Annotated in this window: 21 protein-coding genes; 18 read left to right on the top strand and 3 right to left on the bottom strand. The window is 52.2% G+C overall.

Going from position 1 to position 25,985, the window contains the following annotated elements; all coding sequences use genetic code 11:
* Positions 1-975 precede the first annotated feature (975 nt).
* From tviB to KSS90_RS19050, 15 genes are all read left to right on the top strand, one after another.
* A complete protein-coding gene (gene tviB / locus KSS90_RS19120) occupies positions 976-2,253 on the top strand; it encodes a Vi polysaccharide biosynthesis UDP-N-acetylglucosamine C-6 dehydrogenase TviB (protein ID WP_217866824.1) in 1,278 nt (425 codons plus the stop codon).
* 64 nt (positions 2,254-2,317) lie between these two features.
* The gene (locus KSS90_RS19115; RefSeq protein ID WP_217866823.1) at positions 2,318-3,367 is read left to right on the top strand and encodes an NAD-dependent epimerase/dehydratase family protein; all 1,050 of its coding nucleotides are present in this window, start codon (positions 2,318-2,320) and stop codon (positions 3,365-3,367) included.
* Positions 3,337-4,599: an MATE family efflux transporter gene (locus KSS90_RS19110; protein ID WP_217866822.1), complete on the top strand. Its 1,263-nt coding sequence runs from the start codon at positions 3,337-3,339 to the stop codon at positions 4,597-4,599. The genes KSS90_RS19115 and KSS90_RS19110 overlap by 31 nt, the downstream gene beginning before the upstream one ends.
* A gap of 109 nt (positions 4,600-4,708) precedes the next feature.
* Positions 4,709-5,914, top strand: coding sequence for a hypothetical protein (locus KSS90_RS19105; protein ID WP_217866821.1), 1,206 nt, complete (start codon positions 4,709-4,711; stop codon positions 5,912-5,914).
* 254 nt (positions 5,915-6,168) lie between these two features.
* On the top strand, positions 6,169-7,449 hold the full coding sequence (locus KSS90_RS19100) for a GNVR domain-containing protein (RefSeq protein WP_217866820.1): 1,281 nt from the start codon (positions 6,169-6,171) through the stop codon (positions 7,447-7,449).
* A 440-nt stretch (positions 7,450-7,889) separates the two neighbouring features.
* On the top strand, positions 7,890-9,860 hold the full coding sequence (gene asnB, locus KSS90_RS19095) for an asparagine synthase (glutamine-hydrolyzing) (protein WP_217866819.1): 1,971 nt from the start codon (positions 7,890-7,892) through the stop codon (positions 9,858-9,860).
* A complete protein-coding gene (locus KSS90_RS19090) occupies positions 9,857-10,984 on the top strand; it encodes a glycosyltransferase family 4 protein (RefSeq protein ID WP_217866818.1) in 1,128 nt (375 codons plus the stop codon). Before asnB ends, KSS90_RS19090 begins: the two co-directional genes overlap by 4 nt.
* Positions 10,985-11,000: 16 nt before the next feature.
* Positions 11,001-12,227: a glycosyltransferase family 4 protein gene (locus KSS90_RS19085; protein ID WP_217866817.1), complete on the top strand. Its 1,227-nt coding sequence runs from the start codon at positions 11,001-11,003 to the stop codon at positions 12,225-12,227.
* 2 nt (positions 12,228-12,229) lie between these two features.
* A complete protein-coding gene (locus tag KSS90_RS19080) occupies positions 12,230-13,087 on the top strand; it encodes a dTDP-4-dehydrorhamnose reductase family protein (RefSeq protein ID WP_217866816.1) in 858 nt (285 codons plus the stop codon).
* A 93-nt stretch (positions 13,088-13,180) separates the two neighbouring features.
* Positions 13,181-14,191, top strand: a complete 1,011-nt coding sequence (locus tag KSS90_RS19075; protein WP_217866815.1) for a polysaccharide biosynthesis protein — start codon at positions 13,181-13,183, stop codon at positions 14,189-14,191.
* Entirely contained in the window at positions 14,184-15,311 is a 1,128-nt protein-coding gene (gene wecB / locus KSS90_RS19070; protein WP_217866814.1) for a non-hydrolyzing UDP-N-acetylglucosamine 2-epimerase, read from the top strand. The genes KSS90_RS19075 and wecB overlap by 8 nt, the downstream gene beginning before the upstream one ends.
* A 103-nt stretch (positions 15,312-15,414) precedes the next feature.
* Positions 15,415-16,428: an MraY family glycosyltransferase gene (locus KSS90_RS19065; protein ID WP_217866813.1), complete on the top strand. Its 1,014-nt coding sequence runs from the start codon at positions 15,415-15,417 to the stop codon at positions 16,426-16,428.
* Positions 16,429-16,535: 107 nt separating this feature from the next.
* The gene (locus tag KSS90_RS19060; RefSeq protein WP_225933200.1) at positions 16,536-18,512 is read left to right on the top strand and encodes a polysaccharide biosynthesis protein; all 1,977 of its coding nucleotides are present in this window, start codon (positions 16,536-16,538) and stop codon (positions 18,510-18,512) included.
* Between the two features lie 78 nt (positions 18,513-18,590).
* Positions 18,591-19,547, top strand: coding sequence for an NAD-dependent epimerase/dehydratase family protein (locus KSS90_RS19055; RefSeq protein WP_217866812.1), 957 nt, complete (start codon positions 18,591-18,593; stop codon positions 19,545-19,547).
* Positions 19,548-19,838: 291 nt separating this feature from the next.
* The gene (locus KSS90_RS19050; RefSeq protein ID WP_217866811.1) at positions 19,839-20,174 is read left to right on the top strand and encodes a ComEA family DNA-binding protein; all 336 of its coding nucleotides are present in this window, start codon (positions 19,839-19,841) and stop codon (positions 20,172-20,174) included.
* Positions 20,175-20,229: 55 nt separating this feature from the next.
* On the opposite strand, the gene KSS90_RS19045 is transcribed toward KSS90_RS19050, so the two are convergent.
* Entirely contained in the window at positions 20,230-20,397 is a 168-nt protein-coding gene (locus KSS90_RS19045; RefSeq protein ID WP_217866810.1) for a DUF2897 family protein, read from the bottom strand.
* 182 nt (positions 20,398-20,579) lie between these two features.
* On the opposite strand from KSS90_RS19045, the gene pyrF reads away from it, so the two are divergent.
* A complete protein-coding gene (pyrF, locus tag KSS90_RS19040; RefSeq protein WP_217866809.1) occupies positions 20,580-21,281 on the top strand; it encodes an orotidine-5'-phosphate decarboxylase in 702 nt (233 codons plus the stop codon).
* Between the two features lie 47 nt (positions 21,282-21,328).
* Here pyrF and KSS90_RS19035 read toward each other — a convergent pair whose 3' ends face one another.
* Positions 21,329-22,330 (bottom strand): NADP-dependent oxidoreductase, encoded by a 1,002-nt coding sequence (locus KSS90_RS19035; RefSeq protein WP_217866808.1) that lies wholly within the window; start codon positions 22,328-22,330, stop codon positions 21,329-21,331.
* A 175-nt stretch (positions 22,331-22,505) separates the two neighbouring features.
* Between KSS90_RS19035 and KSS90_RS19030 the strand changes: the two genes are divergently transcribed.
* Positions 22,506-23,267: an SDR family oxidoreductase gene (locus KSS90_RS19030; protein WP_217866807.1), complete on the top strand. Its 762-nt coding sequence runs from the start codon at positions 22,506-22,508 to the stop codon at positions 23,265-23,267.
* Here the strand turns inward: KSS90_RS19030 and KSS90_RS19025 are convergent.
* The gene (locus KSS90_RS19025; protein ID WP_217866806.1) at positions 23,218-24,399 is read right to left on the bottom strand and encodes an MFS transporter; all 1,182 of its coding nucleotides are present in this window, start codon (positions 24,397-24,399) and stop codon (positions 23,218-23,220) included. The two genes, KSS90_RS19030 and KSS90_RS19025, sit on opposite strands and share 50 nt — an antisense overlap.
* 115 nt (positions 24,400-24,514) lie before the next feature.
* On the opposite strand from KSS90_RS19025, the gene KSS90_RS19020 reads away from it, so the two are divergent.
* Entirely contained in the window at positions 24,515-25,912 is a 1,398-nt protein-coding gene (locus tag KSS90_RS19020) for an aminotransferase-like domain-containing protein (protein WP_217866805.1), read from the top strand.
* The last annotated feature ends 73 nt before the right edge of the window (positions 25,913-25,985 follow it).

Below are 25,985 nucleotides of genomic sequence, written 5' to 3'. Positions count from 1 at the left end.
GCCCATCCTACATGTCTGGGGTGTTTGCCACCTATTATGATGTGGTGGTTATTAATAAAACATTGATTCTCGCAGTTTATACCGCCGCCTTTGATGTAATAAATGCTTCATTATGTTGAATCTTTCTTGAGTAAGTTGGTGTTTATCGTTGGTTGGGCGATACGCTTGTAGTTATTGGCATTCCCCTTTTCTGTACGGCCCCTCCAGAGTGTAAGACTCCTACTCGTATTAGGCCTATTGAGAAAAATCATCTGGGCTACTTTAGAGTTTGGAAAATGTTATACTCTCGCAGCGGTAGCTTTGTAAGAGTAAACTATGTGTTTTTCCTATAAGTTTTTGAAAAATAATCCTGTGCTAAATTTTATGTTTTCAAGTTCCTGCAAATAAATACTATTATTTAAGGCTTGAATGCTTTCATAGCTTTGGCTTAAGTTGATTTAATTGGTTTGTAAAGAGTCGAGGCGTCTAGCAAGTTTTATATCGAAAAGTTATTGCTAGCCTAGCAGGTCGTAATGGTTTCGCCGAATCCCCTTGGGGCAAGAGCTTGCGCAGATACCATAGGCTCCAAAGGTCCGATGACATGTTGTCGTCGCGGATTTGCTACAGGTCGTTGGTTCACAGCCTTGCAGGGGGCGGTGAAGTGTGGATGTGCGGTGTTCCCTGATCACTCTCCAGCTTTCAGGTATGTCGCCGTTCCTGCTATCTATGTAGAAACGCGTTTTTCGAGGCGCAGCACGCATGTGACTTGTGGATGGCTGTTACGGGGCGTACGGGTTCTCCAGGCTACCGTTAGCAGCAAAAAACAGCTTCCTGGGCTGCCTGCTTCAGAGGAGGTATACTGCCGGGCAAAAATAGTATAGCTCCTTCTGGCGATTTCGGTGTAATCTTTAACGTGGAGAATTGTCAGACGCTGCCCCAAAAGCGTGAAATGATTTTTAAAATTTACTCAGTAATTAAGAATGGCAAGGGGAAACAATGCTTGAGCTCGAAGACGTAAAGTTGGCCATCGTAGGTCTCGGTTATGTGGGCTTGCCGTTGGCAGTTGAGTTCGGCAAGAAAATGCAGGTGATTGGTTTCGATATCAATCAAAGGCGAATCGAAGCGTTGATAGAGGGTCGTGACTCTACCCTTGAGGTGTCTGAGGATGAATTGCGCTCTGCGGAAAAATTAAGATTTAGCTCTAAATTGGAAGATCTCTCTGCTTGCAATGTCTATATTGTCACAGTTCCTACACCGATAGATGAGCACAAAAAACCTGACCTAACTCCTTTGGTTAAAGCAAGTGAAACAATTGGAAAAGTATTAAAGTCAGGTGATGTTGTTATCTATGAGTCCACTGTTTACCCCGGTGCGACAGAGGAAGACTGTGTCCCTGTGCTAGAGAAAATTTCTGGGCTTAAATTTAATGTCGATTTTTTTGCGGGTTATAGTCCTGAGCGTATAAATCCTGGCGACAAAGAGCATCGTGTCACGACTATCAAAAAAGTAACCGCAGGCTCGACGCCGTACATCGCTGAGTTGGTTGATGATCTGTATAATGAAATTATAATTGCAGGTACTCACAAGGCGGCAAGTATAAAAGTGGCTGAAGCCGCTAAAGTGATTGAGAATACTCAGCGGGATTTGAATATTGCATTAATCAATGAATTAGCTCTTATTTTTAATAAAATGGGCATTGATACTGAGGCTGTTTTGGAAGCGGCGGGCACAAAATGGAACTTTTTGCCGTTCCGTCCAGGTTTAGTAGGAGGTCACTGTATCGGCGTGGATCCGTATTACTTGACTCACAAAGCGCAGTCAATCGGTTATCACCCAGAAATTATCTTGGCGGGACGCCGGTTAAATGACAGCATGGGTAACTATGTTGTATCTCAACTTGTCAAAGCAATGCTAAAGCGTAAAATTCACGTTGATGGTGCGCGTGTGCTGATCATGGGGTTGACCTTTAAGGAAAATTGTCCGGATCTTCGGAATACCAAAGTCATTGATATTGTCAACGAACTGGCTGAATTCAACATTATCGTTGATGTGTACGATCCTTGGGTGGATGTTATTGAAGCAGTTCATGAATATGAGATAACGCCAGTCAACGCTCCTCAAGAAAACTATTATGACGGCATTATCCTTGCGGTCGCTCACGATGAGTTTGCGGCGATGGGTGTTGAAAGTATTCGGCGTTTAGGTAAGGCAGAACATGTTCTTTATGACCTAAAGTATCTACTGGACGCTTCTGAGTCTGATCTGCGTCTCTGAGCCTGAGCATAAAATTCTCTGACTATTTAGTGTTGATTGAAAATTACCAAGCCAGGAGAGCGATGTGAGCCGTTATGATGAAATAAAATATGAAATTTACCACTCCCCTAAAGTGTGGTTGATCACTGGCGTGGCTGGTTTTATTGGTTCAAACTTGTTAGAAGCTTTGTTGAAATTGAATCAGCGAGTTGTGGGGCTGGATAATTTCTCAACGGGCCATCAGCGCAATTTGGATGAGGTGCGTTCAGCGGTTAGCTCTGAGCAATGGGGGCAATTTTTTCTGGTTAACGGTGATATCAGAAATATTGATGACTGCCGTAAGGCGATGGTTTTCGCTGGCGACGATAACCTTCCGGTAAACTTTGTTTTGCACCAGGCTGCATTAGGCTCTGTTCCGCGCTCTATTAATGATCCTGTTGCGACAAATTCTACCAATATTGACGGCTTCTTAAATATGTTGGTCGCGGCAAAAGATGCTAAGGTCAATAGCTTTACCTATGCTGCATCCAGTTCTACCTATGGTGATCACCCAGCCTTGCCCAAAGTCGAAGGCAATATTGGCAAGCCTCTTTCACCTTATGCGGTAACCAAATATGTGAACGAGCTTTACGCCGAGGTGTTTTCCAGTACTTACGGTTTTCATAGTATTGGTCTTCGATATTTTAATGTGTTTGGAAAGCGTCAGGACCCTAATGGTGCCTACGCGGCTGTCATCCCGAAGTGGACGGCGGCCATGATTAATGGTGAAGAGGTTTTCATCAACGGTGATGGCGAGACGAGCCGGGATTTCTGTTTTGTGGAAAATGCGGTTCAAGCCAATATTCTGGCCGCGTGTGCCGATACTGACGCAAAGAATAATGTATACAATGTTGCTGTCGGGGACAGAATGACATTGAATCAACTATTTACGTCCATTAAGCAAGCATTGTCGCGGGTGGGTGTTGAAACTCATTCCGCTCTGGTTTATAGGGATTTCCGTGCAGGAGATGTTAGGCATTCCCAAGCGAGCATTGAAAAGGCTAGAGCTCTGTTGGGCTATACCCCCCATTTCAATGTTAACGCCGGGCTGACTGATTCGGTGGAATGGTATATCTCGTTCTTTGCGCGAAGCTGATACTTGTGGTCAGGGAAATTTGTGCAGTTGTCGTACTGCTGAATAAACTCTTTATGTTTATTTTGCTGTTCAGCCTGGCTCGGGAGTTAGGGATCGAACTATATGGCGTTTTCTCATACCATTACGCAATAATTACAGGTATCGCAACGGTTGTTGGAGAGTCCTTAAGTGTAGCGTTAAGCCGCCATGTAGTTCTTGAGCCAGAAAAGGTCAACTTTAATACATTGTTGAATGTATTGGTGTGGGGGGGGACGGGTGCTGGCGCGCTATGTGTTGTAGTACCTTACCTCTTTCCCGCGCCTGCTTCACCGCACGATATCAGTCTGAGTTACATAACTCTAGGGGCTTTTCTCCTCGGTTTCGCTTGCGTGTCTAATCTAGCGATTACTGGCATGATGTACGCCGTTAATAGTTCAATTAGATGGGCTATAGCTCTGGCCTCTCATGGGATGTTCGGGATGCTATTGGTCGTTAGCGTGGCGAAGCTTGATGGTAGAGTAGAGTCGGTGCTTTTGGTATTAGCTCTTTGTACTTTCATTGCGCCTATTTTCGGGATTTTTATCATCAAGGGGAATGAGACTGGAGCCTCGCCGTTGGGGAGGGGGCTTTTCTCATTCGGGAAAACATGGGCGCTACTTTCAAATTCTGGCACGCCTGCAATTGCCGCCAGCATGTTGTTGGGCGCGCCCGTCCACATAATGTGCTTGATGATATTCGGCAACTCAAGTGCTAGCGCAGCAGAGGTTGGTCTTTTTAATATTTTCTTCTTATTCTATATTTTGGTAACCGTGCTACCTAGCTCTTTGGCTTCCTACGCCATTGTCCGGCTTGCAGGGCAGAGTGGACGTGGTAGCAAGCTGTATTTATTATTGGGTAGTGTCGTATCGGTCTGTTTGCCCTTGTTGATCATAATGTCGCAAGATTACTGGTTGTGCTTTTTGGGTGAAAGTGTTTGCGGTAGGAATGAGCTCTTAAAGTCCGCTGCTATTGCAGGGGGACTTGGGTTGATTACTGCTATATTAACGCAAATAATGCATAGTGAGCGATTAAGTAAGATTGTCTTTATGGCAAGTTTGATTTATGCGGTAGTCTATCTAGCATCGACAATTTTCTTGGCTTTGCAGGGCGGGATGCTGGCACTTGATCTATTTAAATCGTTTATCTTCGCGCTTGTGGCTCAGTTAGTAGTTCTAGTGCTGGTTATGCTGCGTGTACGTAGGTCGTGTCAGTGAGCGCTCTTTTTATTATTTCTAATTCTTGCCCAAAGGTCCGAATGTTTTTTGGAACCAAAAAAGGGGCTTTCGTGCTAATAGAAGTTATTGCATTGGTCGGGTGGCGCTCATGATCGCTATGATGGTTTCGATGTGCTTACTGATCTTGGTCATTCAGTGCGCAGCCTGTCTTATGAGCAAAAAGTATTTAATGGCATTGTACGCGGTTTGTTACTCTGTGCCATTTTTGGGACTAATTAGTAGCCTTTGGAGCGATACCGTTACACTCTGGCCCCGAGGGGGTTATGATTTCAACGTTGATGACTTCTTCGTTTATAGGCTTTCGCTGGTCTGGCTGCTTGGTGTTCTGGGAGGGCTTCTGGCATACCTATTGGTGATGATGATGCCTACCAGGGTTTTGCAATGTTATGAGAAAGGTTTTTTTTCTCCGTTGGATTTTAAGATCGCCGGTTTCATATTCTTCGGGGTGAGTGCGGGCCTTATATCTTATAGAGTTGTTAATATAGACTCAATGATCGAGGCGTTTACTGGCACTGAGTCGGTAATGGTTTTTTCTATCATAGCTGTCGTTGCGCTGGCCCTGGTTTATCCTTCCCGGCTACTCGCCACTAGCTCTGTGTTGCTGGTGATATTTTACTGCGTTGCTAATGCAATTACTGGAGATCGGGATTTTGTCGTCCTCCTGGTTGCATGCATGCTCGGATTGATGTCCCGTTACAGCAAGCATATTAAATTTATGGCGCTTTTCGCCCTCGCCGTTTTCATGCTGTTAGTTCTTGCGTGCGGTGTAATGATTTCGATGGTGCGCATGGATGTAGATTTGAGCTCTGACAATATTGCTGAGTTTTTCCTATTTAACTCCTGGAATGCGATAATTTTGCCGCTCGTTGAGCAGTTGAGTAATTTCTGGGGTGGCGAGCATCTGCGCTATGGTCAGACCTATGTAGATATGTTTTTGTCATTGGCCCCGTCTCCTATCTATTCGATGTTCGGTATTGATAAGCCGATCGCTGCGGATAATCCCGCGCATTGGTATCAGCTTATAAATATGGGTGGGATTCATGTTGCCGGTGTGGCGTTTGAGAATTTTGGTTTATTTGGTGTTTTCCTCAATAGTGCAATCAGTATTTTCTTCCTGAGTGTGATAGATAAGCCTTTTCGTGAGTACGATTATTTGCGTACTTTTTTATATATGCTGTGTAGTTCTTCAGTTATGCACTGGGTATGGTATGGGGAGATGTACTTGCTTAATTCATTGGTGTTTTTTGTGTTGTCCCTGGGGTTGTTTTCTATATTTAGGATCGCTCGAGCTTAGGAGGGCAGAGGGGGCAAGCGCTGCACGCGGCTAGTAATGCTTCGTTGCTGAGGGTGCGTAGAAGTTATATTGATGGCTAGGTCGAGCTCTTGGAGTCGAACCACAATAGAGTGCGTGAATGGAATTCTGCCTTGCTTTATTTAAGTAATGTAGAAAGATTCTAGGTTTTGGAAACTCAGATGCTGTTCAATGCATATTAACATTCATGATGGCCACTCAGTTGTGGTGGGGCTGTCGGTCTATATGAGCGTATGATGAATACTCCCGTTAATCCAGTAGATGTTTCTCGTCAAGAATCGCTTGAGGTTAAAGAGTTTGTCAGCAGTATCTGGGATCAGAGGGCTATTGTTCTATTGTTTTCTGTGCTCTTTGTGGCTGCTGCAATAGTTTACATTACATGGGTGACTCCGGAATATGAGGTCGACACCTACATTCGACCTGTTGCGCGTGCAGAGTTGGATGAGTTGAATAGTACCGGTCTTTACAAACTTTTGCCAAAGGATGCGCTGATACGGGTCGGCTCATCTATGCAATCTTATGAAGTTCGATTGAATTTTTTTCGCGCAAGTCCACAGTACCTTTCTCCTCTTCAGCGCCCAGGGCAGACTCTCGAAGAGACTGTAGAAAGGTTTAGCGATAAGGCTTTTTCACTTGAGAGTATTGATCCGAATAAAAGTAAAAGCTTGACGGATAGCCTAATGCTTTCCCTGAGATATCCTGAGGGTGTAGATGGCGTAGGCTTGGTGAGAGATTTTACTCGGTATGTGGTTAACGGCGAAAAGGAAAGAATCTCGTCAGATCTGAAAGTGCTTGTGACTAACCGAATTTCCCAGATAGAAAAAGATTTAGAATCCAAGAAAGCAGCTTATGAAGCAGAGTTGAGCTCGAAAATCGCTTCTCTACTGGAGCAAGATCAACTCAAAAAGCAGCGTTTGCAGGATGAACTCAAAGCATTACGCCAACAGTTGCAAAGTCGCAGGCAAAATCGACTCAAGGAACTGGGTGAGGCAATTGTCATCGCTAAAAAACTCGGTATCGTCAATCCTACAACACCTTCTAGTTTTGGTGATGATAAGCAATCCGGTCACAGTAACATGATGCGTACGGAGGTTAATGGACAAAATATTCCGCTGTACTTTATGGGGCAGTCGGCGCTTGAGGCAGAGCGCGAAACGCTGCGGACCCGCCGCTCCGATGATTTCACAGAGCCCCGTATTGATGAAATTCAAAAAGAACTGAGTTTGCTAAGCACCAATCGTGAAGTAGAGGTTCTTAAAGGGCGAGCAAACTCCGAACTATTTTTGAAAGAAATCGCAAATATACGTGGCGAATTGGTGAGGTTGCGGAATTTGAATATAAGCGTCGAAAATCTCGAGTTGGCTCGTGTCGATAAGCTTGCGACGGACCCTCAGTCACCTGTTAATCCGAAAAAGGCGCTTATCGTTGGCTTTAGCTTACTATTTGGATTGTTGCTCGGATTGGGTGTTGTTGTCATCCGACGCTTGCCGCTCTTGTCGCCACAGCGCCGCTACTAGAGACATATGTTGAATAGGAGCTTTATTCTTCGTATGGTGTGGCTCGTTCGATCAGTCACAGCGCATGGTACTTTCTTCACTGGTTTTTCATTGTGCTGAGCGACGGCAGAAATTTTTGTTGAGCGTCGACGCGGGAGTTTCATGGGGGTTGTTTCGTACTTTCGTAGATGTGACTGAATCGTGAGGGGATTGCTGTGTTGCTCGCGTTGACACCCACGACAAGGTATTCTATGGCGGGCGACAACCTCCGCTTTCGGGGCTGGTCTGCTAAAAATGGGTAACTGGTCACCCGTGTTCCGCTTGAGCCTTACGTTGGAGTGCATTCTCAGGCAGAGGTGGCCTTTGCTGTTGGTAAGCGGGCAATGTTCTATGGGATTTTTGTTTCGCTGTGCCGAGTGTTTCGGACGTAGCAGTCATTTTACTAAGGATTAAGCATATTCATGTGTGGATTCGCGGGGTTGATGACGGGAAACGTAGGCGCTTTGGAAGAGCGTGTTCAGTGCATGCTTGCGCCGCTTTTTCATCGTGGGCCTGACGACGAGGGGACTTGGGTCGATAATCAGCAGGGGGTGGCGCTTGGCCATCGACGGTTGGCGATCCTGGATTTGTCTGCCCATGGGCATCAGCCGATGCATTCTGCGTCCAGTCGCTATGTAGTTGTATTTAATGGCGAAATTTATAATTTTGCTAGCTTGCGAAAGGAGATCGACGCTACCAGTGCAAATTTGAACTGGCGCGGACATTCCGATACTGAAGTCATGCTTGCAGCATTTGAGTTGTGGGGTGTTGAACCTACCCTGACTCGGCTTTTGGGTATGTTCGCAATAGCCGTATGGGATAAAAGCGCCCGTGTACTCACATTGGCGCGCGATCGCTTGGGCGAAAAACCACTTTATTTTGGTAGAATCAAAGGCGAATTTTATTTTGCCTCCGAACTCAAGGCTATTAGAACACAATGTGCTCAAGAGCTTCACATTGATCGAGACGTGTTGGCCGATTTCATGCGGTTTGGCTATATTTCCGCGCCTCGTTCTATTTACAAGGATATCTTCAAGCTTCAACCTGGGCATTTTATTAACATTTCTGCGCGGGGTGAGGTGGGTGAGCCGCGTCCGTTTTGGAGTATTCGTAGTGACAACCTGGCCGCCATGCGAGGTGAACTCGAGCAGGCCGGAGACGCCGAAGTACTCGATATGCTGCATGATCGTTTGGCATCTTCGGTCGAACTACAGTCGTTTTCTGATGTGCCAATAGGTGCTTTCCTCTCAGGCGGGGTGGACTCCAGCTTGGTTGTTTCTTTGATGCAGGCGCAAAGCTCAAGTCAGGTGCGTAGTTTTACAATAGGTTTTGAAGAGGCAGCCTTCAATGAAGCGCCTTATGCTCAGGAAGTTGCGAAGCATCTCGGCACCGATCACACCGAAATGTATGTAAAGGCCTCAGATGCAGCTGCCGTAATCCCTCTCCTGCCAAAGATATATGATGAGCCCTTTGCCGACTCCTCTCAGATCCCGACAGCCTTAGTATCAAAACTCACTCGCCAGCATGTCAAGGTTGCCTTGACTGGGGATGGCGGCGATGAATTGTTTGCGGGTTACCCGCGGTATCCAATCACGGCCAATCTTTGGCGTAAGGTAAGTAAGATACCTCTGCCACTAAGGTCGGCACTTGCCTCGGTATTGACCTATCCCTCTGCGGCTAATTGGGACAAAGTTACCGGATTGCTGCCCGCGCGCTATCATCGCTCAATCAACGGACGCCGAGTCAATCGTCTGGGACAGTTAATTGAGTCGAAGAGTTTAGGGGAGATGTATATCCGGCTCATGTCTCACTGGCAGCCCGAGGAAAGCATAGTTATTGGCGGGCAGTGCAGTGGTTTTGATAGCTTTCCCGTGCAAGCATTCGATGATATTGCTTCCATGAGGTCTTGGGATGTCGGTCAGTACTTGCCGGACGATCTCTTGGTGAAGGTGGATCGGGCGACCATGTATTCAAGCCTTGAGTCGCGAGCTCCGCTACTGGATCATCGTGTTGCTGAGTTCGCTTTCTCGCTGCCGGAGCGTTTCCTGGTGCGAGACGGGGTCGGCAAATGGGCCCTGCGTCGACTGCTTGATCGATATGTTCCTTCACAGCTGATTGACCGCCCGAAGGCTGGCTTTTCAATTCCGCTTGGGGAGTGGCTGCGCGGGCCTCTGCGAGCTTGGGCTGAGGATCTGCTGTGTCCTCCCCGACTAATCGATGAGGGGTACCTAGATGCAGAGAAAGTTAGCAGGATGTGGCGTGAGCATCTGCTTGGCCAGTTTGATCGGAGTGTGAATATCTGGAATGTTTTGATGTTCCAGGCTTGGCTAAGAGATATTCAGTTACCTGCCAGCTCTCCTGGGACTTTTGGGAATAAGGAAGTCGTGAATTGAATATTGTTATCAATGCCTTTTCCGCAAGGCTGGGTGGTGGGCAGACCTACCTCATTAACTTGCTAAGGCATATTCCAGATCGTAGCGACTTGAAAATTACTGTGCTGGCTCCGGAAGAGCTGCAGATGCCGGATCATCCAGCCATTAATCGTTATTATCCTAGCTGGCCAGTTACTAATCCATTAACCAGAACTATTTGGGAGAAGTTGTTTCTTCCTAGATATCTACGAAGGGCAGGTGCAGATGTTTTGTTTTGTCCTGGTGGTGTCGTGGCTGGTACGGTACCTCGCGGCTGCAAAGTGGTTACTATGTTTCGCAACATGATACCCTTCGACAAGCGAGTTCTTGGATATATACCGTTCGGACTTCAGCGGATCAGGAACTGGCTGTTGTATAGAGCCATGCTGCGTAGTATGTCCGGGGCTGATCTCACAATTTTTATTTCTGATTATGCTCGTGGCGTGATCGAGAAATTGACCAGTATTCCGAATCCGGTAACCATTCCACATGGTATAGGTAAGGAGTTTAGAGAGGTTGATATTAATGTTGCTCGCCCTGAGTGTTTGGCTGAGGGTGAGTATATACTTTATGTTTCTCGGTTTGATGTATACAAACATCACTATGAGGTTGTCAGTGGATATGCAAAATTACCTGCCCATTACCAGAAGCAGTTTCGCCTGCTGCTAATCGGCGAGTCTGATATGCCTGGTGCCGAGCGAGTACATGAATTGATCAAAGCGCTTGGTTTGGATGATCGAGTCACCATTCTCGGTGCCGTGCCGTATAAACAGTTGCCAGCCTATTATCATCACGCAGGGCTGGTGCTGTTTGCTTCCTCCTGTGAAAACTGCCCGAACATACTGCTGGAGTCGCTGGGCGCAGGCCGTCCTGTTCTGTCGTCTGACGTTATGCCTATGCCTGAATTTGGTGGAGAGGCTGCTGCTTATTTTTCTCCTTTCAGTCCTGACGATATCGCCAATAAAATGGAGAGGGTATTGTCAGACGATGCTTATGCTCGCACGCTGTCTGAAGCTGCTGTTTTGCAGGCGAAGAAATACGATTGGGAGAAAACAGCTGACTCCACTTGGTCTAACATATTCAAGTTAATCGATGATGCTAAATAATTCAGAGGACAATAAGTTGAAAATATTGGTGGTGACTCAGTACTTTTGGCCTGAGTCATTTATCATTAATGATATCGTTCGTCACCTACATGAGTCAGGACATGAAGTAGTCGTGGCGACAGGAAAGCCTAACTACCCAGAGGGTAAATTTTTCTCTGGTTATCGCTTTGGTGGTACCCAGCGCGAGCGGTACCTTGGCAAAATCGAAGTCCTGCGGGTACCGCTGTACGCTCGAGGTGCTGGCGGTGTAAAAAATTTGATTCTCAACTATTTGTCTTTTGTATTGTTTGGTTTGGTTTGTTTTCCATTTATGTTGCGCAAGCGAAAGTTTGACGCCATTTTTGTATTTGCGATGTCCCCTTTGACGCAGGCCATACCGGCGATTCCGTTGAAGTATATCAAGCGTGCGCCGTTGACGGTCTGGGTTCAGGACCTGTGGCCGGAAAGTTTGGCAGCCACAGGGTATGTGAAGAGTAAATTTGCCTTGAGGGTTGCGGGCGCTGTTGTAAAGGGTATCTACGCCTTTTGTGACAAACTTTTTGTGCAGTCAAAAGCTTTTTTTGATCCTGTGGCGCGTTATGCAAGTCGCGACAAAATTGTCTATTATCCAAATAGTATTGATGCCACTCCAGTAGTATCATCAAGCTCTATTCCCGACGAATTGATTCAATTGCTTGAACAGAATTTTTGCGTCGTGTTTGCCGGTAATCTCGGGACCGCGCAAGCATTGGATACTGTCGTGCAGTCCGCTATCAGCCTTCGCGATGAGCCAGGAATTCGATTAGTATTGGTAGGCACTGGCAGTCGCTTTGCTTGGCTTCAAGAACAGAAGGTGCTACATCGACTGGATAACCTCATTCTTCCTGGCCGTTTTTCAATGGACATGATGCCGCAGGTTTTCGAGCGCGCTGGCGCATTGCTTGTTACTCTCAACGCCGATGAGATTTTTACCCAAACCATCCCTAGCAAGGTCCAAGCTTACCTTGCTTCGGGCAGACCGATCATCGCCTGCCTGAACGGGGAAGGTGCCAGGGTAGTCGTCGAGGCCGGAGCCGGTATTGCAACACCTGCCGAGCAGGCAGGAGCGCTGGTCGAGACCATTCAGCGGATGCGGGCGGTTGGTAAGGATGAGCGTGAAAAGATGGGCAGAAGCGGGAGGGCTTATTTTGAAGCCCACTTCGATATGCGCCATCAGGTTCAGTCGTTGGCAGAGATGCTCAAAAAGTCCGGTGTTAAGGAGTAGTTATGCGGGTTTTGGTACTTGGTGTAACCGGGATGCTGGGCAATGCAGTATTCAAGGTTTTCGAGAGTGACGATACCCATGAGGTATGGGGTACCCTGCGAGGCCGCTCGGGGCTTAAGAGCTTTTTGCCCTCGAGCCACGCGAGGCTGATCACAGACGTTGACGCATTGGATCTGCAGGCCCTCGTTTCCGTACTGGATAAGGTCCGTCCGGAAGTTGTCATCAATTGCGTGGGGTTGATTAAGCAAATTGCAGACGCGAAAGACCCTCTGACGGCCTTACCGATCAATTCTATGCTACCTCACCAACTGGCGTTGCTCTGCTCATTGGCTCAGGCGCGGTTAATTCACGTCAGTACAGACTGTGTATTTTCGGGGCGACGGGGCGGCTACCGTGAAGATGATATTTCTGATGCCGAAGATCTCTATGGTAAGTCCAAATATATCGGTGAGCTGCATGATCGCCCGGGTGCGATAACTTTGCGCACGTCCATCATCGGGCACGAATTGAATTCGTCTCAGTCATTGGTTGACTGGTTCCTCTCGCAGCAAGGTGCTGTGAAGGGTTTTTCCAAGGCCATTTTTTCTGGATTGCCAACGGTGGAGCTGGCACGAGTCATGAAAGACTACGTACTGCCTCGTCCCGAGTTGAGCGGTTTGTATCATGTTGCAGCACAACCTATTGACAAGCTTGGACTTCTGCGGCTAGTGGCCAAGCAGTATGACAAACATACTGAAATCATTCCGGACGACAAGTTAGTGATTGACAGATCGCTTGACGGTAATCGCTTCAGTGAAATAACTGGATACATAGCTCCGGCTTGGCCTGAGCTCGTTCGTATCATGTGGGCAGGACGTTAAGTCCCAGTATCGGGTAATTTGCAGTGACACTGCTCAGACCCTACCTTTGTCAACCGTGTATGGCAATGGATTGAGCTAACCTGGAAGGTTTGTATGTTTGATAATAAAGTTTTGATGATTACTGGTGGCACCGGATCGTTCGGTAATGCTGTGCTGAAGCGGTTCTTGAACACCAATGTTCGCGAGATTCGAATTTTCAGCAGAGATGAAAAAAAGCAAGAAGATATGCGAATCGCCTTGGCGAACGACAAAGTCAAGTTCTACATCGGTGATGTTCGTGACTCTGACAGTTTGCGGCAAGCGATGGTCGGAGTGGATTACATCTTCCACGCTGCTGCACTCAAGCAGGTACCCTCCTGTGAGTTTTACCCTATGGAAGCCGTACGGACCAACGTCCAGGGTACAGAAAATGTGCTCAATGCTGCCATCGCCAGTGGCGTTAAGCGTGTTGTAGTGTTGAGTACGGACAAAGCGGTGTACCCGATCAACGCGATGGGTATTTCAAAAGCGATGGCTGAAAAATTAATGGTTGCCAAGTCGCGAATGATCCCTGCGGGGGGAACCGTTATTTGTGCTACACGCTATGGTAACGTGATGGCATCTCGCGGTTCGGTTATTCCGCTGTTTGTGGAGCAATTGCGTGCTGGCGATGACTTGACTGTCACCGATCCTGCCATGACTCGATTCTTGATGTCGTTAGAGGATTCCGTTGATTTGGTTCTGCATGCTTTCGAGCATGGCCAGCAGGGCGATTTGTTCATTCAAAAAGCTCCAGCATCGACGGTTGGGGATCTGGCAGAGGCGATCAGGGAAATATTTGCAAAAGACAATGTTATTCGCGTGATCGGTACACGGCATGGAGAAAAGCTATACGAGTCATTGGTGTCGCGAGAGGAGATGGCAAAAGCTGAGGATATGGGGCGCTATTACCGTATTCCCGCAGATAACCGTGATTTAAACTACAAAAAATACTTTGTGGAGGGTGAGCAGAAGATTTCCGAGCTCGACGACTACACGTCGCACAATACCGAGCGTCTGGATATTGCAGGTATAAAGCGTTTGCTGCTCAATCTTGAATACATACAGGAGCAACTTAATGCTTAAAGTAATGACCTTGGTGGGGACGCGTCCTGAGCTTATAAAAATGAGCCGGGTAATCGCTGAGCTTGACCAACAAGTTAATCATGTTCTTGTGCATTCCGGGCAAAATTATGACTATGAGTTGAGTCAGGTTTTCTTTGACGATTTGGAAATTCGTAAGCCGGATCACTTCCTTGGGGCTGCGGGCGCCACTGCTGCCCAAACCATTGCAGAGGTCATTGCTAAGGCCGATGAAATCTTCGAACTTGAGAAGCCTGATGCGCTGCTTCTTTATGGAGATACCAATACCTGCCTAGCGGTTATTGCAGCCAAACGCCGGAAAATTCCAGTTTTTCACATGGAAGCCGGTAATCGGTGCTTCGATCAGCGGGTCCCCGAAGAGCTGAACCGGAAAGTACTGGATCATTTAAGTGATATTAATATGGTCCTTACTGAGCATGCTCGCCGTTATTTAATCGCGGAGGGCGTTCGTCCAGAAACCATCATAAAAACTGGTTCGCACATGCATGAAGTATTGGATTACTACATGCCTAAGATCGACCGCTCTGATGTTCTGGAGCGTACTGGCCTTGAAGCCGGGAAGTTTTTCGTTGTCAGCACGCACCGTGAAGAAAACGTCGACACACCAGATAATCTCAAGGACCTGCTCGAGACGTTAAAGGCGTTGTCGGACGTTTACGGATACCCAGTCATCGTTTCTACGCATCCGCGAACGCATAAGCGCTTGGAAGCCTTGGGCGAGTCGTTGGCGCACCCGTTGATTCGCTTTGTCAAACCATTTGGTTTACTTGACTATATCAAGCTTCAGATGTCCGCATTTTGTGTGCTTTCTGACAGCGGGACCATTACGGAAGAGGCGTCTTTGCTTAACTTGCCAGCCGTTACGCTGCGTAATGCGCATGAGCGCCCGGAAGGCATGGATGTTGGTACCCTGATCATGAGTGGGCTGAAGAAAGACTCTGTTTTGGCGGCGGTAAAAGTCGTTACTTCGCAACACTCAAGATCCAGTCGTGTCATCCCAGTCGTAGCAGACTACGAGGGGGGGCCTGTCTCCTTGCAAGTTGTTCGCGTTGTATTGAGCTATACGGACTACGTCAATCGCACCGTCTGGCGCAAGGAATGATCTGCCACGGTTATCCTATTGGAACTAGTAAACAGGCGATACTGGATAGTATTCATCCTGTAGATACAGTTGCCGCAAAGCACCGCCCAGGAAATATTTTACGATGACTCAATGGTGGCTGATTCCACTGGTGTTCCTTGCCTCTCTGCTGTTAACAGCAGTGTTGCGTCGTTACGCGCTGGCCAAGAGCATTATTGACATTCCCAATGACCGTAGTTCGCACGTGGTGCCTACACCGCGCGGTGGGGGCGTAGCGATCGTCATTTCGTTTCTCGCGTCAATGCCTTTTCTGGATGTAGGCGGTGAGCTTAACAACGTGTTGATCGCCTTGGCCGGTTCTGGTGGCATGATCGCAGTGATTGGCTTCATGGATGACCACGGGCACATCGCTGCTCGCTGGCGTTTGCTAGGGCACTTTATTGCTGCTTTCTGGGCGCTCTTTTGGCTCGGGGGCCTTCCACCGCTTGAGTTTTTTGGCTGGACACTTGATCTTGCTTGGTTCGGTGTAGTGATAGCCGCTTTTTATCTGGTGTGGCTGTTGAACCTCTATAACTTCATGGACGGTATCGACGGAATTGCGAGTGTCGAGGCCATCTGCGTGTGTGGGGGAGCCATTTTAATCTATGTCATCGGCGGGTTTGATCAGTTGGTCGCTCTGCCGATGCTGCTAGTCGGTGCAGTAGCGGGCTTCTTGTACTGGAATTTCCCGCCTGCACGGATTTTTATGGGGGATGCCGGCAGCGGCTTTCTAGGTGTCATTCTTGGGGTGCTGTCGATCCAGGCTGTCTGGGTTTCATCTCAATTGTTCTGGTGCTGGTTGATATTGCTGGGTGTCTTTATCGTGGATGCGACCTTCACCTTAGTTCGGCGTTTGGCTCGTGGCGACAAGGTTTATGAAGCTCATCGTAGTCATGCGTATCAGTTTGCCTCAAGAGCCTATGGTAAGCACTTGCCGGTTACGCTCTTTGTCGTCGCCCTGAATCTTATGTGGTTGTTACCTATAGCGTTGTGCGTGATGCTGCTGAGCTTGGATGGCACGGTTGGAGTGTTACTTGCGTATGCGCCTTTGGTGGCCTTGGCAGTAAAATTCAAGGCAGGGTCTTCGGAAGAAATTTGATCTGCAGTCGCTTTTCATGGTCAATGCGTCAAGGCGTGGCAGTTACGATCAGGTTCGTTAGAGGAGTTTTAGTTGTGTTCGAAGGGCTTTTGGACAAATTGCGAGTCATGATGCTGGGCCTTCCGCGCCGGCAGAAGCGCTTACTTCAGGTCTTGACTGATGTCGTCCTTGTGTGGGCAGCTCTTTGGCTTGCTTTTTTGGTTCGGCTGGGCGTCGAAGACATGGCAGACCCGCTCACGGACCATCTGTGGCTTTTTCTTTCTGCGCCTGTTGTAGCGATTCCATTGTTTATCCGGTTTGGCATGTATCGTGCTGTAATGCGCTATTTCGGTAATGACGCGCTAGTGACAATCATCAAAGCTGTCAGCTTGTCCTCCCTTATTCTTGGTGTCGTCGTTTACTGGTATAGCAATCACCAGAATGTTGTTCCTCGGTCAATCATTTTCAACTACTGGTGGTTGAGCTTAGTGATGGTTGGCGGTCTACGCTTGGCGATGCGCCAATACTTTCTGGGTGACTGGTTTGCCGCGGCCCAACATATGCCGTTTACCAGTCGTGATAACGGATTGCCGAAGGTTGCAATCTATGGGGCTGGCTCGGCTGGTAATCAATTGGTTGCCGCATTGCGGATGGGAAAGATGATGCGACCTGTTGCATTCATCGACGACGATGCAAGCATCGCCGATCGTGTTATTTCCGGTTTGCAGGTCTATAAGTCGAATCATATCCAGCGCATGATTGATGCCACTGGTGCTGAGGAGGTCTTGCTGGCTATTCCTTCAGCAAGCCGCGGGCGTCGACGTGAAATTTTGGGCGATCTTCAGGGGTTTGCTCTTCATGTGCGCAGTATTCCTGGTTTTATGGATTTGGCCAGTGGTCGGGTCAAGGTTGACGATATTCAAGAGGTTGATATTGCTGACCTATTAGGCCGTGATGCAGTGCCCGCTCAGGAAGACTTGCTTGAGCGTTGTATCAAGGGGCAGACGGTACTAGTTACTGGTGCGGGTGGATCGATCGGATCCGAGCTTTGTCGACAGATTTTAGGGTTGACGCCTACAACGCTGATTCTGTTCGAGCACAGCGAGTTCAACCTGTATAACATCCTTTCCGAGCTCGAACAGCGCGTTGCGCGTGAGTCTCTTCCTATCCGCTTATTGCCGATTCTAGGATCCGTGCGGAACCAGGTCCAACTGTTCGACATCATGAAGGCCTGGCATGTCGACACCGTTTACCACGCTGCGGCTTACAAGCACGTGCCGATGGTTGAACATAACATCGCGGAAGGGGTGCTTAACAATGTAATCGGTACATTGAGTACAGCACAGGCTGCATTACAGGCAGGCATTGCTAACTTTGTCCTGATTTCCACCGACAAAGCCGTTCGTCCTACCAACGTAATGGGCAGTACCAAGCGTTTGGCCGAACTAACGCTACAGGCTCTGAGTCGTGAGCCCGCCCCGGTGCTTTTCGGTGATCTCAGTAATATCTCTCAGGTTAATAAGACACGCTTCACCATGGTTCGCTTTGGCAATGTGCTGGGTTCGTCCGGCTCGGTCATTCCGCTTTTTCATAAACAAATCAAGTCCGGTGGTCCTATCACCGTTACCCACCCTAAAATCACGCGTTATTTCATGACGATTCCTGAGGCGGCACAGCTGGTTATCCAAGCCGGCTCGATGGGGCAGGGGGGGGACGTATTTGTTCTTGATATGGGGGAGCCTGTACGTATTGTTGATCTCGCGGAAAAAATGATTCATTTGTCTGGGTTGAGCATTCGCTCGGAGCGCAATCCTCATGGTGACATTTCCATAGAGTTCAGTGGCTTGCGGCCGGGCGAGAAACTTTATGAAGAGCTTTTGATTGGCGACAATGTGGCCGCTACCCCGCACCCCATGATCATGAGTGCCAATGAAGACTTTATTGAGTGGGACATACTCAAGGAAAAGCTCAATCAATTGATTGCTGCGGTTTCCAGTGATGATTATGACCGTGTGCGACAGTTGTTGCGTGAAACGGTGAGCGGCTATGCTCCGGAAGGGGAAATCGTGGACTGGATTCACATACAGCGCCGTCTTGAACCTTAAGCTGTGAGCAGTAAGTCCGAGGAAGTTTATGCCGCATTTCGACGGCAACTGCCTCATTAAATTATTTCGGGAGTTAAAATGCACCTACTCGTGACTGGCGCAAATGGATTCGTAGGGAGCGCGGTTCTTTCGCGTTTGCGGCAGGAGAGGAAGCATCGGTCATCCGGTACGGTTCGCGTATTGCCTGCCAGCGCTCAGATTACCGAGGGCTTGTACGCGGTGGGGGATATCGACAGCGCTACGGATTGGTCTAGCGCCTTGAAGGGTGTTGAGGTAGTCGTTCATCTAGCCGCTCGAGCGCATGTAATGAACGATACGATTACTGAGCCATTGGCCGAGTTTCGTCGGGTTAACGTCGACGGAGCGCTGGCTCTTGCTTCTCAAGCGATTGCTCAGGGCGTGAAGCGATTCATCTTTATCAGCTCCATAGGCGTGAATGGCAATCTCACCCGAGAGTCGCCATTTTCCGAGTGTTCTAAAGAGGAACCGCACGCCGATTATGCCAAGTCAAAGTTAGAAGCGGAGAATGCGCTTAAATCGGTGGTGCAAGGTTCAGGGATGGAGCTTGTAATCATTCGTCCGCCTTTAGTCTACGCTGCAAACGCGCCGGGGAACTTCCGTAGATTGCTGAAGCTGGTTGAAATGGGTATGCCTTTACCATTCGGTAGTGTACGGAACTTGAGAAGCATGGTCTCCCTGGATAATCTGGTTGACTTTATTTTGACTTGCGCAACCCACCCAGGTGCCGCGAATCAGACATTCCTAGTCAGTGATATGGAAGACATATCGACTGAGGAAATTGTGAGGCTGTTGGCCAAGGGTATGAATAAGAGACCCCTGATACTACCCGTTCCGTCGGCGGTGCTTGAGTGGGCTGCAGGCTTGGTAGGCAAGCGGAACATGTACACCCAGCTATGCGGTTCACTGCAGGTCGATGCATCAAAAGCTAGGACTTTACTTGGCTGGTCCGCTCCAGTCTGTGCTCGGGCGGCTCTAGTTGAGGCAGGTAAAGCATTCAAGCTTTTAAAAAGTTAATGAGGGGCAGGCGTTTCTGCCTACTCTTGGGGGATAGGCTGCTTGGCCGCCGACTGTAAGTTCGGCTAAGCTCAGGGGAACAGTCGAGCATCTCGACAGTAAGGACTTCAGGCATCAGCTCAACGGCGAAGCATCGGATTTAATTGTAGGTTGTTTCGAAAACGGTAATCTGATGAATCATCTAGAAAAAAATCATGGCTACCACCGGTTTGCGCTGCCCCTTGTTCCTAACTACGGTTTGCCAGGCAACCAAGAAGGTTGCTCCCGTACCGACTCATGGAGTGTCGAACAATGCGCAATACCGTCCTCAGCTACCTGCTGCTTCCGCTACTGGGTCTCTCAATTGCTGTGCATGCCGCGCCCGCAACCACTGCAGTGTCGGCGACTGAAAGCGATGCCAGCCATGTAGTAGCCCCAACTGGCAACCCACCTAAATTTGACCTCAACACAGTCGACGCCGTTACTCTGCAGCGCGAACTTAACGGCATAGGCATGGCCAAGGCCGAAGCCATCGTCGCTTACCGCGAAAACAACGGCCCCTTCACATCGGTAGATGAATTGCTTGAAGTCAAAGGCATTGGAAAGGCGCTGCTGGATCGCAACCGCGCAAAATTGTCAGTGGAGTAAATAGACTCGTCAGCCGGTCGTGGTAAAGCGATCGGCTGTCGAAAACCAATAACACTCAGCGGTCCTCTGCATCCTTTGCATCCGCCTCGGCATTACGCTCATGCACCTTCTTCAACTGCTCCTCGGTCAACGGCAACTTCTTCGCCGTATCGCGCAGCAGCATCAACCCGCCGACAATCGACCCAAGCGCAACAAGCAGTATCAACCAGGCATACCAAGGCATCGAGATTCTCCAGAAAGCGTACAGGGCACCGCTTACATGGCATTCGAGCCATTGCCGCAGCCGTTGGTTCCATTATAGGAGCCACCCCCACCTGGGCCAATTCTCATGACCCGCGGCCCCCAAACCCCGTCCCACTTCGTTTACAATGCGCGCCGTTTACGACTTGCCAAGAGACCCTGCCCATGTCCGCCTGCCAGACGCCCCTGATCGTCGCCCTGGATTTTCCCACCCGTGACGCCGCCCTGAAGCTGGCCGACCAGCTCGACCCCGCCCTGTGCCGGGTCAAGGTGGGCAAGGAACTGTTCACCAGCAGCGCCTCGGGCATCGTCGAAACCCTGTGCAGCAAGGGCTTCGAAGTGTTCCTCGACCTCAAGTTCCACGATATCCCCAACACCACCGCGATGGCGGTCAAAGCTGCGGCCGAGATGGGCGTGTGGATGGTCAACGTACACTGCTCCGGCGGTCTGCGGATGATGTCGGCCTGCCGTGAAGAGCTGGCCAAGCGCAGCGGTCCGCAGCCGCTGCTGATCGGCGTGACCGTGCTGACCAGCATGGAGCGCGAGGATCTGGCCGGGATTGGCCTGGATGTCGACCCGCAGGAGCAGGTGCTGCGTTTGGCGGCGCTGGCGCAGAAGGCTGGCATGGATGGGTTGGTGTGTTCGGCGCTGGAGGCGCCGGCACTCAAGGCTGCGCACCCATCGTTGCAACTGGTGACCCCGGGGATTCGCCCGGCGGGCAGCGCGCAAGATGATCAGCGCCGGATTCTGACTCCACGCCAGGCGCTGGACGCCGGTTCTGATTACTTGGTGATCGGGCGTCCGATCAGCCAGTCGGCGGATCCGGCCAAGGCGTTGGCTGCTGTGGTGGCTGAAATTCGCGGTTGACCCGAGAGACTGCGGCGCGGGCTGCGCCTGAGCGCAGCCCGCAATGATCAGACCTTCAGTACCAACTTGCCGAAATTCTCCCCGCTGAACAGCTTGAGCAACGTCTCGGGGAAGGTCTCCAACCCCTCCACCACATCCTCCTTGCTCTTGACCTTGCCGCTGGCCAGCCAGCCGGCCATTTCTTGCGCGGCCTTGCCGTATTCCTTGACGTAGTCCATCACCACGAAGCCTTCCATGCGCGCGCGGTTGACCAGCAGCGCCAGGTAGTTGGCCGGGCCCTTGACCGCTTCCTTGTTGTTGTACTGGCTGATGGCACCGCAGATCACCACCCGGGCCTTGACGTTCAGGCGCGACAGCACCGCATCGAGGATGTCGCCGCCGACGTTGTCGAAGTACACGTCCACGCCCTTGGGGCATTCGCGCTTGAGCCCGGCGAGCACGTCTTCGGCCTTGTAGTCGATGACCCCGTCGAAGCCCAGTTCATCCAGCAGGTACTGGCACTTCTGCGTGCCACCGGCGATGCCGACCACGCGGCAACCCTTGAGCTTGGCGATCTGCCCGGCAATGCTGCCGACCGCGCCGGCGGCGCCGGAGATCACCACGGTTTCGCCGGATTTGGGCTGGCCGACATCGAGCAGGGCGAAGTAGGCGGTCATGCCGGTCATGCCTAGTGCCGACAGATAACGGGGCAGGGGGGCCAGGCGCGGATCGATCTTGTGCAGGCCCTGAGGTTCACCGGTGAAGTAGTCCTGCACGCCCAGGGCGCCGCTGACATGGTCGCCGGGCTTGTAGTCCGGGTGCTTGGAACTGACCACTTCGCCCACGCCGAGTGCGCGCATCACCTGGCCCAAGCCCACCGGGGGAATATACGACTTGCCTTCGTTCATCCAGCCGCGCATGGCAGGGTCCAGGGACAGGTAGAGGCTTTTCACCAGCACCTGGCCTTCGCCTGGCTCGTCGGCAGGGGCCTGCTCATAGGTGAAGTCGTCACGGCGCACGGCGCCGACCGGGCGCTTGGTCAGCAGGAAACGGCGGTTGGTGTGGGGCATGGCGAGTTCTCCTGAACGAGTGTGAGGGGGGATGATCGGCGGGTTGAATGGGCCGCGTCACGCAAGATCACTGCGAACGATAGTAGTCCAACCGTGCCCTTGATGATGCTGCCCAGCCCAGCGGTGCCCTGACTAGACTCAGCCACGACTTCCCATCCTTTTGCAGGAGCCAGTGATGAGCATGACTTTCTCCGGCCAGGTTGCCCTGGTCACCGGTGGCGCGGCGGGTATCGGCCGGGCGACGGCGCAGGCGTTTGCCACCGAGGGGCTCAAGGTGGTGGTGGCCGACCGTGATGCGCACGGTGGCGAAGCCACGGTGGCACTGATTCGCCAGGCTGGTGGCGAAGCATTGTTCATCGCCTGCGACGTTACCCGCGACGAAGATGTGCGGCAATTGCACGAGCGGGTGGTCGAGGCATACGGGCGTCTGGACTACGCCTTCAACAATGCCGGCATCGAAATCGAAAAGGGGCGATTGGCGGAGGGCAGCGAGGCGGAGTTCGACGCGATCATGGGCGTCAACGTCAAGGGCGTCTGGCTGTGCATGAAGTATCAGCTGCCCCTGCTGCTGGCCCAAGGCGGTGGCGCTATCGTCAACACGGCGTCGGTAGCCGGCCTGTCGGCGGCACCGAAGATGAGCATCTATGCGGCGTCCAAGCATGCGGTGATCGGCCTGACCAAGTCGGCGGCCATCGAGTATGCGAAGAAGGGTATCCGGGTCAACGCGGTGTGCCCGGCGGTGATCGACACCGACATGTTTCGCCGCGCCTATGAGGCCGATCCGCGCAAGGCCGAGTTCGCCGCGGCGATGCACCCGGTCGGGCGCATCGGCAAAGTGGAGGAGATCGCCAGCGCGGTGTTGTACCTGTGCAGCGATGGCGCAGCCTTCACGACGGGGCACAGCCTGACGGTCGACGGTGGTGCGTTGGCGATCTGATCGAAGTGGTCCATAGGGCCAGTGCCACCGCCGCGCAGCCCAGCAGCAACACACCACCAAACACGATCAGGGCCAGCCGCGACCCCAGCCGGTCACTGAGCAGCCCGGTGAAGATCACCGGCAGGCTGAACCCCAGGTAGGCCAGCAGGAAGAACCCGGCACTGGCCCGGGTTTTTTCTTGGCCGGCCAGTTGATTCACCGCAGCCAGCCCGCCCAGGTAGATGAAGCCATAGCAGGCGCTGCTTGCGGCCACGGCTCCCAGTAGCACACCCAGCAGATTGCCGCTGTCGGCGCCCCAGGCCAGCAGCGCGTAGCTGCACGGCAGGATCGACAGCCCGAGCAGGGTCGCCCGGGCACTGGCCATGCGCCGGGCCAGGGGCTGGAACAGCAGGCCGCAACTGATCACGCAGAAGGTCGAGAACCCCGACCAGGCGCTCAGGCCATGCTGGCGCAGGACCCCCGGCAGCAGGGCGATGACCAGTCCGACACAGGCCCAGGCCAGCAGGATCGCCAGGCCATAGGCCAGGCTGCCGCTGGGATAGTAGGGCAGACGCAGCATGGCGCTGCGTTGCGTCGGGCGTGGGTCGGGCAGGCGCCAGACCAGCGCGAGGGCAAAGGCGGCGAGCGCCAGTTGCAGATGGAAGCTGCTCGGGGTGAGTGTCGGCCCGCGCAGCAGGAACACGCTGGTCAGTGCCGCGCCCAGGCCAAAGCCCAGGGAAGTGCTGGCGGTGACCCAGGTCGCGGCGCGGTCACGTTCACCGGGCGTCATCAGTTCGCTCATGTAGGCGGTGGCCGTGGCCGAGGCCAGGCCGGTGCCGAGGCCCAGGAACAAGCGCGCCACGCCCAGGGATGCCAGGCTGGGGGACAGCAGCATGATCAAGGTGGCGATCATCGACAGGGCGAGTGCGACCAGGATCAACGGGCGTCGCCCGACCCGGTCGGCCAGGCCGCCGAGGGCCAGCAGCACTGGCAATACACCGAGCACGTAGCCGGAGAAAGCCACGGCGGTCGCCGCGGCGCCTTGCCCGGAGAGGTCGGCGTAGGTGATGTACAACGGAGCCTGGAGGTTCACCGCAAGGGTGATCAGGCACAGGGCGAAGGCCAGCAGGGCCGGGGCGTGGCGAGTGGGCATGGGTGGTTTCCGCAGGATCGATTGCGTCAGCATCGGCCCTGGGTGGCTGTTCGCCAAGGCACACCCAGTACGGATTTGTGCTTAACTGTTCGCCTGAAATAAGCGAACACTTGCCATGCACTTCAATCTTGATCGCGGTCTCCCCACACCCTTGGTTCAGCAGCTGACCGAGCAGTTGCAGGGCTGGATCACTCGGCAGCGCTTGCGCCCGGGTGCGCGCTTGCCATCGATCCGCACCTTGGCCAAGGCCCAGGCGGTAAGTGCTTCGTGCGTGATCGAAGCCTACGACCGGCTGGTGGCCAGCGGCTGGCTGGAGGCACGGCACGGTGCCGGGTTCTTCGTTGCCGAGCGCAAGCCGGGCCTGTGTCCCGATCCCGGCGAACCGTGGGGCGAGGCGATCGACGGCAGCTGGCGGCAGTTTCGCGAAGGGCATGAGCAACTGCTCAAGCTCGGCTGCGGCTGGTTGCCCGTGGCCTGGCGAGCCGAGGCTGAACTGGCCCAGGCCATCCGCCAGGTCAGCCGTGGCGTGCCCGAGGCACTGTTCGACTACTGCCCGCCCCAAGGCCTGGCGAGCCTGCGCCTGCAACTGCACAAAGGGTTGGCGCGGTTGGATATCGCCGCGGAACCTGAGCGTATCGTCACCACCCAGGGTGCCAGCCATGCCCTCGACCTGCTGGTGCGGACCTTGCTGGCGCCGGGCGACACAGTGCTGGTGGAGCGACCCGGTTACTACAACCTCTACAACCTGCTGCGCCTGCACGGCGTGCGCATGCTCGAGGTACCGCGCACTGCCAGTGGTCCAGACCTGGCCGTGCTCGAGCAATTGCTCGCCGAACACCAGCCGCGCTGTCTGTTCATCAACAGCCTGTACCAGAACCCGACCGGCACCAGCCTGACGCCCAAGGTCGCCTATCGCCTGCTGGAACTGGCCCGTGGGCATGACCTGCGGATTGTCGAGGATGACCTCTACGCCGACTTCCAGGACGGACCGGCGACGCGGCTGGCTACCCTCGACAGCGAGCAACGGGTTATTTACCTGGGCAGCTTCTCCAAGACCCTCAGCAGTTCGCTGCGGGTCGGCTATGTGGTGGCCGATCCGCCCTTGGTGGCGCGTCTGGCCGAGCTGAAGATGGTCGCGGGCATCGGCACCTCGCGCTTCGCCGAGCAGGTGGTCGGGCAGATGCTTGCCAACGGTAGCTACCGCAAGAGCGTGCAGCGCCTGCGCCTGCGCCTGGGCCAGCACCGGGCGAGGACGCTGGGGCTGCTGGAGGCTTGCGGCTGGGAGGTGTTCTGCGAGCCCGTCGGCGGCATGTTCGTCTGGGCCCGGGTACCGGGGCGCGACTTCGTCGAGCTGGAGCGGCTGGCGCTGGAGCATGCGGTGCTGCTTACCCCAGGCAGTGCCTTCGATCCGCAGGGCCGGGCCAGTGAGTGGCTGCGTATCAATGTCGCCTATGGGCAGGACTCGCGGGCCGAGGCGTTCTTCCGGCATGCGGGGCGACCTCTGACGGTCTGAAAGCGACACGCTCATAGCTAAATGACACCATTGGCGCGTCTGGCTCTTGTGACGGAGTCGGCGCCATTGTCAC

Source organism: Pseudomonas maumuensis (genome assembly GCF_019139675.1).
GTDB lineage: Bacteria > Pseudomonadota > Gammaproteobacteria > Pseudomonadales > Pseudomonadaceae > Aquipseudomonas > Aquipseudomonas maumuensis.
The sequence above is the reverse complement of the archived record's forward strand: the minus strand, read 5'-3'. Positions and strand labels throughout refer to the sequence as shown.

Coding starts and splice junctions, on each gene's coding strand:
- asnB (WP_217866819.1), top strand. CDS start 7,890: ATGTGTGGATTCGCGGGGTTGATGACGGGAAACGTAGGCGCTTTGGAA.
- KSS90_RS19065 (WP_217866813.1), top strand. CDS start 15,415: ATGACTCAATGGTGGCTGATTCCACTGGTGTTCCTTGCCTCTCTGCTG.
- KSS90_RS19110 (WP_217866822.1), top strand. CDS start 3,337: ATGGTATATCTCGTTCTTTGCGCGAAGCTGATACTTGTGGTCAGGGAA.
- pyrF (WP_217866809.1), top strand. CDS start 20,580: ATGTCCGCCTGCCAGACGCCCCTGATCGTCGCCCTGGATTTTCCCACC.
- KSS90_RS19025 (WP_217866806.1), bottom strand. CDS start 24,399: ATGCCCACTCGCCACGCCCCGGCCCTGCTGGCCTTCGCCCTGTGCCTG.
- KSS90_RS19060 (WP_225933200.1), top strand. CDS start 16,536: ATGATGCTGGGCCTTCCGCGCCGGCAGAAGCGCTTACTTCAGGTCTTG.
- KSS90_RS19030 (WP_217866807.1), top strand. CDS start 22,506: ATGAGCATGACTTTCTCCGGCCAGGTTGCCCTGGTCACCGGTGGCGCG.
- KSS90_RS19050 (WP_217866811.1), top strand. CDS start 19,839: ATGCGCAATACCGTCCTCAGCTACCTGCTGCTTCCGCTACTGGGTCTC.
- wecB (WP_217866814.1), top strand. CDS start 14,184: ATGCTTAAAGTAATGACCTTGGTGGGGACGCGTCCTGAGCTTATAAAA.
- KSS90_RS19035 (WP_217866808.1), bottom strand. CDS start 22,330: ATGCCCCACACCAACCGCCGTTTCCTGCTGACCAAGCGCCCGGTCGGC.
- KSS90_RS19045 (WP_217866810.1), bottom strand. CDS start 20,397: ATGCCTTGGTATGCCTGGTTGATACTGCTTGTTGCGCTTGGGTCGATT.
- KSS90_RS19075 (WP_217866815.1), top strand. CDS start 13,181: ATGTTTGATAATAAAGTTTTGATGATTACTGGTGGCACCGGATCGTTC.
- KSS90_RS19055 (WP_217866812.1), top strand. CDS start 18,591: ATGCACCTACTCGTGACTGGCGCAAATGGATTCGTAGGGAGCGCGGTT.
- KSS90_RS19105 (WP_217866821.1), top strand. CDS start 4,709: ATGATCGCTATGATGGTTTCGATGTGCTTACTGATCTTGGTCATTCAG.
- KSS90_RS19080 (WP_217866816.1), top strand. CDS start 12,230: ATGCGGGTTTTGGTACTTGGTGTAACCGGGATGCTGGGCAATGCAGTA.
- tviB (WP_217866824.1), top strand. CDS start 976: ATGCTTGAGCTCGAAGACGTAAAGTTGGCCATCGTAGGTCTCGGTTAT.
- KSS90_RS19100 (WP_217866820.1), top strand. CDS start 6,169: ATGAATACTCCCGTTAATCCAGTAGATGTTTCTCGTCAAGAATCGCTT.
- KSS90_RS19020 (WP_217866805.1), top strand. CDS start 24,515: ATGCACTTCAATCTTGATCGCGGTCTCCCCACACCCTTGGTTCAGCAG.